The organism is Streptomyces sp. NPDC046203 (genome assembly GCF_040646255.1).
Lineage (GTDB): Bacteria > Actinomycetota > Actinomycetes > Streptomycetales > Streptomycetaceae > Streptomyces.
The window spans coordinates 113,710-124,825 of record NZ_JBEYZX010000015.1 but is presented as its reverse complement, the minus strand read 5'-3'; the positions used below and the strand labels follow the sequence as shown (position 1 = coordinate 124,825).

Annotated in this window: 13 protein-coding genes, 1 pseudogene and 1 riboswitch; of the genes and pseudogenes, 5 read left to right on the top strand and 9 right to left on the bottom strand. The window is 72.7% G+C overall.

Annotation, left to right across the window (positions count from 1 at the left end; all coding sequences use genetic code 11):
- From ABZ990_RS15000 to ABZ990_RS14980, 5 genes and pseudogenes are all read right to left on the bottom strand, one after another.
- Positions 1-307: pseudogene (locus ABZ990_RS15000) on the bottom strand (hypothetical protein); the annotation flags it as partial.
- Positions 308-318: 11 nt separating this feature from the next.
- Positions 319-2,040: an urease subunit alpha gene (locus ABZ990_RS14995; RefSeq protein WP_361230820.1), complete on the bottom strand. Its 1,722-nt coding sequence runs from the start codon at positions 2,038-2,040 to the stop codon at positions 319-321.
- On the bottom strand, positions 2,033-2,392 hold the full coding sequence (locus tag ABZ990_RS14990) for an urease subunit beta (protein ID WP_361230818.1): 360 nt from the start codon (positions 2,390-2,392) through the stop codon (positions 2,033-2,035). Before ABZ990_RS14990 ends, ABZ990_RS14995 begins: the two co-directional genes overlap by 8 nt.
- On the bottom strand, positions 2,389-2,712 hold the full coding sequence (locus ABZ990_RS14985; protein ID WP_361230816.1) for an urease subunit gamma: 324 nt from the start codon (positions 2,710-2,712) through the stop codon (positions 2,389-2,391). The genes ABZ990_RS14990 and ABZ990_RS14985 overlap by 4 nt, the downstream gene beginning before the upstream one ends.
- Before the next feature lie 242 nt (positions 2,713-2,954).
- A complete protein-coding gene (locus ABZ990_RS14980) occupies positions 2,955-3,236 on the bottom strand; it encodes a type II toxin-antitoxin system Phd/YefM family antitoxin (protein ID WP_361230815.1) in 282 nt (93 codons plus the stop codon).
- 58 nt (positions 3,237-3,294) lie between these two features.
- Between ABZ990_RS14980 and ABZ990_RS14975 the strand changes: the two genes are divergently transcribed.
- The 3 genes from ABZ990_RS14975 (at position 3,295) to ABZ990_RS14965 (ending at position 5,293) form a co-directional block, all read left to right on the top strand.
- Positions 3,295-3,981 (top strand): ATP-dependent Clp protease proteolytic subunit, encoded by a 687-nt coding sequence (locus ABZ990_RS14975; RefSeq protein WP_361230813.1) that lies wholly within the window; start codon positions 3,295-3,297, stop codon positions 3,979-3,981.
- A gap of 7 nt (positions 3,982-3,988) precedes the next feature.
- Positions 3,989-4,294 (top strand): hypothetical protein, encoded by a 306-nt coding sequence (locus ABZ990_RS14970; protein WP_361230811.1) that lies wholly within the window; start codon positions 3,989-3,991, stop codon positions 4,292-4,294.
- A gap of 350 nt (positions 4,295-4,644) precedes the next feature.
- A riboswitch (cyclic di-AMP (ydaO/yuaA leader) is annotated at positions 4,645-4,810 on the top strand.
- Between the two features lie 3 nt (positions 4,811-4,813).
- Complete coding sequence (locus ABZ990_RS14965) at positions 4,814-5,293, top strand: C40 family peptidase (protein WP_361230809.1); 480 nt, start codon at positions 4,814-4,816, stop codon at positions 5,291-5,293.
- 106 nt (positions 5,294-5,399) lie between these two features.
- Here ABZ990_RS14965 and ABZ990_RS14960 read toward each other — a convergent pair whose 3' ends face one another.
- The 4 genes from ABZ990_RS14960 to ABZ990_RS14945 form a co-directional block, all read right to left on the bottom strand.
- Positions 5,400-5,837 carry an ATP-binding protein gene (locus ABZ990_RS14960; RefSeq protein ID WP_361230807.1) on the bottom strand — a complete coding sequence of 146 codons (438 nt, stop codon included), beginning with the start codon at positions 5,835-5,837 and terminating at the stop codon, positions 5,400-5,402.
- A 197-nt stretch (positions 5,838-6,034) separates the two neighbouring features.
- Entirely contained in the window at positions 6,035-6,646 is a 612-nt protein-coding gene (locus tag ABZ990_RS14955) for a hypothetical protein (protein WP_361230806.1), read from the bottom strand.
- 54 nt (positions 6,647-6,700) lie between these two features.
- Positions 6,701-6,967, bottom strand: coding sequence for a hypothetical protein (locus ABZ990_RS14950; RefSeq protein WP_361230804.1), 267 nt, complete (start codon positions 6,965-6,967; stop codon positions 6,701-6,703).
- Positions 6,968-7,069: 102 nt separating this feature from the next.
- Entirely contained in the window at positions 7,070-8,323 is a 1,254-nt protein-coding gene (locus ABZ990_RS14945) for an 8-amino-7-oxononanoate synthase (protein WP_361230802.1), read from the bottom strand.
- A 142-nt stretch (positions 8,324-8,465) separates the two neighbouring features.
- Here ABZ990_RS14945 and bioB point away from each other — a divergent pair, with 142 nt between their 5' ends.
- Positions 8,466-9,758: a biotin synthase BioB gene (gene bioB / locus ABZ990_RS14940; protein ID WP_361230800.1), complete on the top strand. Its 1,293-nt coding sequence runs from the start codon at positions 8,466-8,468 to the stop codon at positions 9,756-9,758.
- Positions 9,751-11,031: an adenosylmethionine--8-amino-7-oxononanoate transaminase gene (locus ABZ990_RS14935; RefSeq protein WP_361230798.1), complete on the top strand. Its 1,281-nt coding sequence runs from the start codon at positions 9,751-9,753 to the stop codon at positions 11,029-11,031. The genes bioB and ABZ990_RS14935 overlap by 8 nt, the downstream gene beginning before the upstream one ends.
- The last annotated feature ends 85 nt before the right edge of the window (positions 11,032-11,116 follow it).

Below are 11,116 nucleotides of genomic sequence, written 5' to 3'. Positions count from 1 at the left end.
GGCCCTCGCCATCCAGAACGAGGCGCTGCAGCGGGGCTTCCACCGGGCGCTCTCGCACACGGATCTGCTCATCGCCGCCATCGCCGAGCAGCGGGTCGGCGCCGAGGGCCGCCGCGGCGGCGAGGCCGGCCGAGGTGAGGCCGGTGGTGTGCAACCGGCCCTGGCAGAAGGACTCCAGGCCGGCGGCGTCGGTGAGCCGGCCGGCCCGGACCGCGGCCTCGGCGCCGCCGGAGTGGGCGTGTCCGCCGGCGGGGAACCGCCCGTCGGCGAGCACGAGGAGCGCGGCACGCGCTGCGGATTCGGACATGACGGTGGCGCTCAGAAGAGGAAGTAGCGCTGGGCCATGGGCAGTTCCGTGACGGGGTGCGGTTCGACCCGCTCGCCGTCGATCCGCACCTGGAACTTGTCGGGGTGGACCTCGACCCGGGGCATCGCGTCGTTCTCCCGCATGTCGGCCTTGGTGGTCCGGCGGGTGGAGCCGATGGCGGTGAACTCCTTGTTCAGGCCGAGCTTTTCGGGCAGTCCGTCCTCGATCGCGGCCGGAGCGGTGAAGTTGACGGATCCCGCCGCCGCGGCCCGGCCGAGCGCGCCGAACATCGGGCGGGGCAGCACGGGTTGCGGGGTGGGGATGGAGGCGTTGGCGTCGCCCAGTTGCGCGTAGGCGATCTGGCCGCTCTTGAGGACGAGGAGCGGCTTGACGCCGAAGAAGGCGGGTTCCCAGAGCACGAGGTCGGCGAGCTTGCCGGTCTCGACGGAGCCGACGAGGTGGTCCAGGCCCTGTGCGACGGCCGGGTTGATCGTGTACTTGGCGACGTAGCGCCGGGCCCGGTGGTTGTCGTCGTCGCCGTCGCCGGGCAGGGCGCCCCGCCGCTTCTTCATGACGTGGGCGGTCTGCCAGGTCCGCATGATCACCTCACCGATGCGGCCCATCGCCTGGGAGTCGGAGGACATGATCGAGATGGCGCCGAGGTCGTGCAGGATGTCCTCGGCCGCGATCGTCGTGGGCCGGATCCGGGACTCCGCGAAGGCGAGGTCCTCCGGGACGGCCGGGTTGAGGTGGTGGCACACCATCAGCATGTCGAGATGCTCTTTGACGGTGTTGACCGTGTGCGGCCGGGTGGGGTTGGTCGAACTGGGCAGGACGTACGGCTCGGAGACCACGGTGATGATGTCGGGCGCGTGCCCGCCGCCCGCGCCCTCGGTGTGGTACGTGTGGATGGTGCGGCCCGCGATGGCGGCCAGCGTGTCGCCGACGAAGCCGGCCTCGTTCAGGGTGTCGGTGTGGATGGCGAGCTGGGCGCCGGACTCCTCGCAGACGTCCAGACAGGCGTCGATGACGGCGGGGGTGGCGCCCCAGTCCTCGTGGACCTTGAACCCCAGTGCGCCGCCCCGCAGTTGGGAGCGCATCGCGTCGCGGGACATCGTGTTGCCCTTGCCGAGCAGGCCGATGTTGACCGGGAAGGTGTCCAGGGCCTCGAACATCCGGGCCATGTGCCAGGGTCCCGGGGTGACGGTGGTGGCCTTGGTGCCCTCGGCGGGACCGGTGCCGCCGCCGACGAGGGTGGTGATCCCGGTGGCGAGGGCCTGTTCGACGACGGTCGGTCCGATGAAGTGGACATGGGTGTCCACGGCCCCGGCGGTGACGATGCGCCCGTTGCCGACGATCACCTCGGTCTCGGGGCCGATGACGAGGTCGGGGTGGACCCCGTCCATGGTGTCGGGGTTGCCGGCCTTGCCGAGGGCGGTGATCCGGCCGCCGCGGATGCCGATGTCGGCCTTGACGACGCCCCAGTGGTCGATGACGACCGCGCCGGTGATCACGGTGTCGGGGGCGCCCTCGGCGCGGGTGACACAGGACTGGCCCATCGACTCGCGGATGACCTTGCCGCCGCCGAAGACGGCTTCCTCACCCGCCAGGCCGGGGCCGCCGGAGCGGTCCTCCTCGATCCGTACCAGCAGATCGGTGTCGGCGAGCCGGATCCGGTCGCCGGTGGTGGGGCCGAACAGATCGGCGTAGGCGGCGCGGTGCAGCTCAGGCACGGTCGGCTCCGTTCGGACGGTCCTCGGCGGTCGCGTCGCTCGCGGGGTCCAGCGGGCCGGCCGTCTCGCCGCGCAGGCCCGGCACGAACCGGCGGCCGGCCAGCGGCACCAGCTCGACCTCGACCGGGATGCCGGGCTCGAAGCGGACGGCGGTGCCGGCGGCGATGTGCAGCCGCAGCCCCCGGGCGGCCGCGCGGTCGAAGTCGAGACCGGGGTTGACCTCGGCGAAGTGGTAGTGGGAGCCGACCTGGACGGGACGGTCGGCGGTGTTGAGGACGGTGAGGCGGGTGACGGGGCGGCCCTCGTTGAGGACCACCGGGCCGTCCGCGAAGAGGATCTGTCCGGGGATCATCGGGTACGGGGCTCCCCCGGGAAGATGGGCTCGTGGACGGTGACGAGCTTGGTGCCGTCCGGGAAGGTGGCCTCGACCTGCACGTCGGGGATCATCTGGGGGACGCCGTCCATGACGTCCTTGCTGGTCAGCACCTTGCGTCCGGAGTCCATCAGCTCCGCGACGGTCCGCCCGTCCCGGGCGCCCTCCAGGACGTGGGCGGTGATGAGGGCGACGGCCTCGGGGTGGTTGAGCTTCACCCCGCGGGCCCGGCGCCTCTCGGCCACGTCGGCCGCGACATGGATGAGCAGCCGCTCCTGCTCGTGGGGGCTGAGTCGCACGCTTCCACCTCGCTGTCGGCACACCGGGTGTCTCCCGGGACTGCGCCGGACCCTACCCACGCTCGACATGCCGTCGAACGGGGACGAGGGGGCGTGTTCCGAGAGATTGCGCGTTGCGGCGGAAGTCTTTCCGGACCCCTGACGCGCACTTTGCGTGTCCGTTAACAAGGCGGAGGCGCGGCGCGCGGCACCGGGCGGCGCGCCGGCTCCGACAACAGCCCCGACGGCCCCGACGGCTCGGTTCAGGCGTCGGCGCCGGGCTCGCGATGGTGGGCCGCGATGCCGAAGCGGCGCTGTTCGCCCGGAGCGGACGCGGTGTCGCGGAGCGTCGACACCGCGCTGATCACCGGCTCGCTCTCGCTCTCCCGCAGGGATTCGAGTCGTTCCAGGTCGGCGGCGGAGACCAGGGCGACCAGGGGCTTGCCGTGCCGGGTGACGACGACGCGCTCGTCGCCGTAGACGACGCGGTTGATCAGATCCGCGAGCTCTGCGCGCGCTTGCGTCACCGGAATCTCGTAGGTCATGCTCCTCATCTTACGGGCTGTACGTCCTGTACATTTTTTACAGAAGGAGGAAAGCCTCATGCAGATGCGCCATGTCCTTCCGGAGTTCACGGAGCGCACGTCCTTCGGGGTCCGCACGCTCGATCCGTACGCGAAGCTCTTCGAGGAGCGGATCGTCATGCTGGGCACCCCGGTGGACGAGGCGGCCGCGAACGACGTCATCGCCCAGTTCCTGCACCTGGACTACGCCGCGCCGGAGCGGGTGATCAGCCTCTACATCAACTCCCCCGGCGGCTCGGTCACCGCCATGACCGCGATCTACGACACGATCCGCACGGTGTCGTGCGAGGTGGAGACCATCTGCCTCGGCCAGGCCGCGGGGCCGGCGGCCGTACTCCTCGCGGCGGGAACCCCGGGACGCCGGCTCGCCCTGCCGCGCGCCCGGATCGTCCTGGAGCCGCCCGCGCTCGACGAACCGGTGCAGGGGCAGCCGAGCGATCTCGACATCCAGGCCCGGGAGCTGCTGCGCCAACGGGATCTGCTCGCCGGGCTGCTCGCCGAGCACACCGGGCGGGAGCGCGCCCTGGTGGACGCCGACATCGACCGGACCACGATCCTCGACGCGGCGGGCGCGCGGGCGTACGGGCTGGTGGACCAGGTGGTCCGGGGCCGCCACGACACCGGCGGCGCCGACACCGACACGGGCACCGGCACCGGCACCGGCACCGGCACGGGGGACGCCCGGTCCGGGGCCGGGGAAGAGTGAGGCCCCGGTGGTCCCGGAGCTGCCGCCGCTGCCCGCGCTGACGCGCGCCGAGGGCGAGTTCATCGACACGTACCTGGAGGTCGTCGATCTGCTCGGGCGGATCAACCCCGCCCGGACCGGCCACACCTACGGCGCGCTCCGGGCCGCCCAGGCGCTGGTCGGACGGGCGACGGCACTGCGCGAGGCGCTCACCACGATGCATCTGCGGGGTGAGACCGAGGTGCACACGGAAACCCTGGCGCGGGCGCTGCGCGTCCTGGACGGTGAGCGGCGCTCGGGGCGGGTCGTCATCCCCGGGGAGCGGACTGGTTGACAGCGGCGGGTGTCGTGTCCAGCTCCACTTGGCGCACGAAAATCACATCATCACTCCTTCCTTCGGCGGATCCGACAGGCCGGTGGAAAGACCGGACGACTTGCGCGGCCCGTCCATCCGTCCGGCGGACGCGCCGCTCCCCGCCGCTGGTCGGAGCCTCGCCGCCGAGACCCCGCGCGAGCCCCGAACCCCCTTGTCCACTCCAATGGTTCAGTCGTGAGGAGACTCACAAATCGCCTTATCCACTCGGTTTTCGGCGGTGTCGTGCGTCAAGATCCCTGACGACGACAAGCCCCCGCCACCCGAGGCGGGGCGGTCCGGGCGGACGCCGAGTCCTGCCGCCGCCCTGGACGTCTGGTCGACCGGAGTGGACCGGCAGGAGTGGAGGACCCGAGCAACACGGGGCGTCCGAGCGATCGGAGCCGTCCCTCGGGGTGAAGCCGCAGCCGCGGCCGGGCATTCTTCGCCTGCCCGAACCCGACAGGTCATCCTTCACAGGCGGCTGACGAAGGGTCGCGCATGACTGCGCAGATGAACGTCCCGTCCCTGCTGTCCCGGGCCGGAGCCGTCTCGGCTCTCACTCTCGCCGCCGTCGGCGGCACGCTGATCGCTCCCGGAGCCGCACCGGCGGCCCAGGCCACCGTGCCCACCTATGCCGACAAGGCGCTGAACATCGCCGCGTCGAAGAAGGGGTCCCCCTACCGCTGGGGGGCCACCGGACCCGGCCGGTTCGACTGTTCGGGTCTGACCCAGTACGCGTTCCGCAAGGCGGGCAAGAAGCTGCCCCGCACCGCGCAGCAGCAGTACAACAAGACACGGCACATCTCCGCCGCGCACCGCCAGAAGGGAGACCTCGTGTTCTTCCACTCCGGTGGGCACGTCTACCACGTGGGGATCTACGCCGGGAACAACAAGATCTGGCACTCCCCCAAGACCGGTTCCTGGGTGAAGCTGGAGCGGATCTGGACCTGGAAGGTGCTGTACGGGCGCGTGCGCTGACCCGACCCCCGACGTCGCCCGCCTCCCTCCGAAGCCGACCGGCCCGGCCCCGGCCGTACTCCCGGCTCCGGCCCGTACCCCGGGTCCGGGGCCGGGGCCGCGCGGCTCAGCCCGGTGCGGGACCGGGGGCGGGCCAGGGCAGTGTGATCCACACCGTCTTGCCGCCCTCGTCCGTCGGCGTGACCGACATCCGGCCGCCGGCCTCGGCGGCCAGCGTGCGGATGATCACCAGGCCCCGGCCGTTGTCCTGCTGGACGGCGGCCGGGAGCCGCCGGGGCCACCGGGGGTGGCTGTCGGTCACCCCGATGCACAGCCGCTCGTGGCGCTCCAGGCGGACGTCGAGCGTGAAGACGGGCGACTGGCCGCGGGTGTGCTGGACGGCGTTGGTCGCCAGCTCCGACACCATCAGGAGCAGCGCGCCCGCCGTCCTGCCCGTCTCGTCGAGCCCCCAGGAGGACAGCACCTCACGGGCGAACCGCCGCGCGGCGGGTACCGACACGGGTTCGCTCGGCAGGGTGAGGGTCGCCTCCTGGTGGTCCGCCATGACGTCACCGCCCCTTTCCCACCGGGCCGGCCCGGCGTGCGCTCCGCGTCAGAGTGCCACCGATCCCTCGTCCGGACGGCGATCCACTCGGATATACGGATCTATGTCGCCCGAAGCGGTGAACGCCGCGCCGTGCGACCGGACGCGGACCCGTACCGGGCCTCTCGCGGGGCGCACCCGTCAAGCAGGCGGCCGGATCAGGCGACGAAGCCGATGACGCCGAGTCCGGGACGGGACGCGGCCATCCGGAGCCAGCCGATGACGCTCATGACCGCCTCCACGACCTCGGGCTCCAGCGGCGGCGCGTGCCCGTCCCGCTTGGTCTGCTCGAACTCCTCCAGCGCGGCCACGCAGCTCTCGTGCGTCCATTCCCCGCAGCGCGGCAGGTCGTAGCCGGGTATACCGGCCGGCAGACCGCCGAAGTACCCCAGCTCCGCCACCGACACGGCCGTGACGCGCAGCGCCTTCATCCCCTCGTCGACCATCTCCAGCCAGTCGCCCCGGAACGGGCAGAAGGAGGAGTTGTCCAGGAAGAAACCGGTCAGGCCGCAGAGCCGCTTGTACGCGTAGCCGTACTGGAAGGAGTGCTCGTCGTCCGCGTCGTACGGTCCCCCGTGCACCACGGCCGTGAGCGCGTCGAACGCGGTCGGCGCGCCGTCCTCGATCTGGTCGGAGAACCAGTCGTCGTCGCGGGCGAGGTCGTCGGCGAATTGGTCGCGGATCGTCGCGAGCAGTTGCTCGTCCTTCGAGCCGACGAGGGCATGGGTGGCGGGGATGTCGAGGAGATAGGCAGTCAGGCAGGAACTCATGCTTTCAACCTAGCGAGTTGCACTGACAACGGGCCCGGGCCGCCGGACGGCCCCTCAGAGACCCGTCGCCAGCGCGAGGCCCACCAGAGCGAGGACCGGGCTTCCCGGCATGACGAGCGCCCCCGCCAGCCTGAAGAACCACGGCCCGAACCGCGAGGGCCGGGTGAGTCGCAAGTCCATCGTGTGGGCGGCGGTCACCGCCCGCACGGCGTTGCGCCGGGCAGCGGCCTTGTCCGCCGTGCCGCGCAGATTGAACGCGTGCATGGCTCCCCAGCAGATACCGGCCAGTCCGAACACGGACAGCACGATTCCGGCGATCACGAATACCCCTCCCCATCGGCCGCCGCTCGCGGCCGTCGCCGGATTCTGCCGCTCCTCCCGCGAAAACCAGAAAACGATCATGGAACGGCTCTCAGGGCGTGGTCACTGTCCCCGTCCGCACGCATCCGCCGGAGCCGTCCGCACCACGACTCCGACGGCCCGCTCGATCTGCCCCTCCGTCAGGTCCGCGCGGGCCGTCAACCGCAGCCGCGAGACGCCGTCGGGGACGGACGGCGGGCGGAAGCAGCCGACGGCCAGGCCCTGTTCGCGGCAGTCGGCGGCCCAGCGCAGGGCTTCGGCCGGGCCCGGCGCGCGGACCGAGACCACGGCGGCGTCGGGGCGGGCGGCGCTCAACCCGGCCCCGGTGAGCCGGTGGTGGAGGGTGGCCGCGACGGTTCGGGCGCGGGCGGCGAGGTCCGGCTCGGCGGCGAGCAGCCGCAGGCTCGCGAGCGCCGCGCCCGCCGCGGCCGGTGCGAGGCCGGTGTCGAAGATGAACGTACGGGCGGTATTGACGAGATGGTCGATCACCCGGGCGGGTCCGAGCACCGCGCCGCCCTGGCTGCCCAGCGACTTGGAGAGGGTGAGGGTCGCGACCACGTCGGGCGCGCCCGCGAGGCCCGCCTCGCGGACCGCGCCGCGACCGCCGTCGCCGAGGACGCCGAATCCGTGCGCGTCGTCCACGACCAGTCCGGCGCCGTACTCCCGGCAGACCGCCGCGAGTTCACCGAGCGGCGCCCGGTCGCCGTCCACGGAGAAGACGGAGTCGCTGACCACCAGGGACCGGCGCCCCGGGTGCGCGGCGAGCGTCTTGGCGACGGCCGCCGGGTCGGCGTGCGGCACCACCGCGGTCGTGGCGCGTGCCAGGCGGCAACCGTCCACGATCGAGGCGTGGTTGGCGGCGTCGGAGACGATCAGTCCGTCCCGGTCGCCGGACAGCGCGGTGAGGGCCGCCAGGTTCGCCGCGTAGCCGGAGGAGAGGACGAGGGCAGCCTCGAAGCCGCAGAACGCGGCGAGTTCGCGTTCCAGGCGGGCGTGCAGATCGGTGGAACCGGTGACCAGACGGGAGCCGGTGGCGCCCGCGCCCCAGCGGCGGGCGGCGTCCGCCGCCGCCTCGGTGACCCGGGGATGGCGGGTCAGTCCCAGATAGTCGTTGCCCGCGAGGTCGAGGAGTCCGCAGTCGGCGGCGCGCGGGCGCAGGGTGCGCACCAGGCCCGCCCGGGCCCGTCGCTCGGCCGCTTCCCCGGTCCAGTCGAAGGCGGCCCGGCGCGGATCCGGTGTCTCCTCCGCGCCGTTCGGGCGGGCCTTCCCGGAGCCTTCCGGGTGCGTGGCGCCGGGATCGGCGGCGTACGACGGCATGGCGGGTCCTTTTGTAGGCAGCGCACAGACCTTAACCGGACAAGGCCGAGGTCAGGGTGTGGTCATGCACACACCTCCCTGGGTGCCGATTGTTCGGTTCCTCCTTGGCCTGGGGGTGGGTCGTGCGCCAGGATCATCCCTTATGGACCTGCTGAACACGCTGGTGGACAAGGGGCTTCGGCGCGTGTCGCCGACCCGTGACGAGGCGCTCGCCGTACTGGCGACCTCCGACGACGAACTGCTCGATGTGGTGGCCGCGGCCGGCCGGGTGCGGCGCCACTGGTACGGGCGGCGGGTGAAGCTCAACTATCTCGTCAACCTGAAGTCCGGGCTGTGTCCCGAGGACTGCTCGTACTGCTCCCAGCGGCTCGGCTCCGAGGCCGGGATCCTGAAGTACACCTGGCTGAAGCCCGAGGAGGCGTCCGAGGCGGCGGCGGCCGGGCTGGCCGGCGGGGCGAAGCGGGTGTGTCTGGTGGCGAGCGGGCGCGGCCCGACGGACCGGGACGTGGAACGGGTCGGCCGGACCATCGAGGCCATCAAGGAGCAGAACGACGGCGTGGAAGTCTGCGCCTGCCTCGGGCTGCTGTCGGATGGTCAGGCGGAGCGGCTGAAGGCGGCCGGCGCCGACGCGTACAACCACAACCTCAACACCTCCGAGGCGACGTACGGGGGCATCACCACCACCCACACCTACGCGGACCGGGTGGACACGGTGGAGAAGGCGCACGCCGCCGGTCTGTCGGCCTGCTCCGGCCTGATCGCGGGCATGGGCGAGAGCGACGAGGACCTGGTCGACGTGGTGTTCGCGCTGCGCGCGCTCGACCCGGACTCGGTGCCCGTCAACTTCCTGATCCCGTTCGAGGGCACGCCGCTGGCCAAGGAGTGGAACCTCACGCCGCAGCGCTGTCTGCGGATCCTGGCGATGGTGCGGTTCGTCTGCCCCGACGCCGAGGTGCGGATCGCGGGCGGGCGCGAGGTGCATCTGCGCACGATGCAGCCGCTGGCGCTGCACCTGGCGAACTCGATCTTCCTCGGCGACTACCTCACCAGCGAGGGCCAGGCCGGCAGGGCGGACCTGGAGATGATCGCGGACGCCGGTTTCGAGGTGGAGGGCGCCGACACGACCACGCTGCCGGCGCACCGGGCGGACGCGGGGTGCGGAAGCCGCGCGGTGCGGACGGCGGAAGCGGCGGAAACGGCTGCCGGGGCCGATGAGGCCGGGGCGGCGGGCGGGTGCGGTGGGCACACGGCTGCCGCCGGCGGCTGCGGGCCGTGCGGCGGGGGCGCGGCGCACGGGGCATGCGGTTCGGAGGCCGCGTCCGGGGCCGAGGAGCCGGCCGGGGCGGCGGACACTGCCGGGGCCGCGGGCGCCCGGCCCGATCTGGTGGCGGTGCGCCGTCGCGGTGCCGGAACGGACCTCGCACCGAATGCGTAACGACGAACTCCTCGCCCTGGACCGGGCGCACGTCTGGCATCCGTACGGCCCCATGCCGGGCCGCACGGACCCGCTGGTCGTGGCGTCCGCGTCCGGGGTGCGGCTGCGGCTCGCCGAACCCGCCGAGGGACAGCGTGAGTTGATCGACGGCATGTCGTCGTGGTGGTCGGCGGTGCACGGCTACAACCATCCGGTCCTCAACGAGGCGGCGCGTGCGCAGCTCGACCGGATGAGCCATGTGATGTTCGGCGGGCTCACCCACGAGCCGGCCGTGCGGCTGGCCGCCCGGCTCGTCGAGATCACCCCGGAGCCGCTGCGGCATGTCTTCCTCAGCGACTCCGGGTCGGTCGCGGTCGAGGTCGCGGTGAAGATGTGCCTGCAGTACTGGCGTTCGGCCGGACGGCCCGCGAAGCGGCGGCTGCTCACCTGGCGCGGCGGCTACCACGGCGACACCTGGCAGCCGATGTCGGTGTGCGATCCCGAGGGCGGCATGCACGAGTTGTGGTCCGGCGCGCTGCCGGAGCAGATCTTCGTGGAAGCGCCCCCGGCGGTGTACGAGGAGGCGTACGCGCGGCGGCTGCGGGACGCGATCGCGCGGCACGCCGACGAGCTGGCGGCGGTGATCGTGGAGCCCGTGGTGCAGGGCGCGGGCGGCATGCGTTTCCACGCGCCCGCGTATCTGCGGGAGTTGCGGGAGGCGTGCGACGCGCACGGCGTCCTGCTGGTGTTCGACGAGATCGCCACCGGCTTCGGGCGTACGGGCGAGCTGTTCGCGGCCGGTCACGCGGGGGTCGCACCGGATGTCATGTGCGTGGGCAAGGCGTTGACCGGCGGCTATCTGTCGATGGCGGCGACCCTGTGCACGAGCCGGGTCGCGGACGGCATCTCGCGCGGCGAGGTCCCGGTGCTCGCCCACGGCCCCACCTTCATGGGCAATCCGCTCGCCTCCGCAATCGCCCTCGCCTCGCTCGACCTGCTGCTCGGGCAGGACTGGCAGGGCGAGGTCCGGCGGATCGAGGCGGGGCTGCGCGCGGGCCTTGCCGAGGTGTCGGCGCTACCCGGCGTCCGCGATGTGCGGGTCCTCGGGGCGATCGGCGTGGTGCAGCTCGACCACGAGGTCGACGTGCCGGCGGCGACGCGGGCGGCGGTGCGGGAGGGCGTGTGGCTCCGGCCGTTCCGCGATCTGATCTACACGATGCCGCCGTTCGTGACGGGGGACGAGGACGTGGCGCGGATCTGCGCGGGGGTCCGGGCGGCGGCCCGCGCGGGCTGAGCGACCGGGGCCGGCGCCGCCGGTGCGTCGGCCCGCCCGGGGCGCGGGAGCGCGCGCGGGGATTTTCCGTACGAGAGAAGGACAG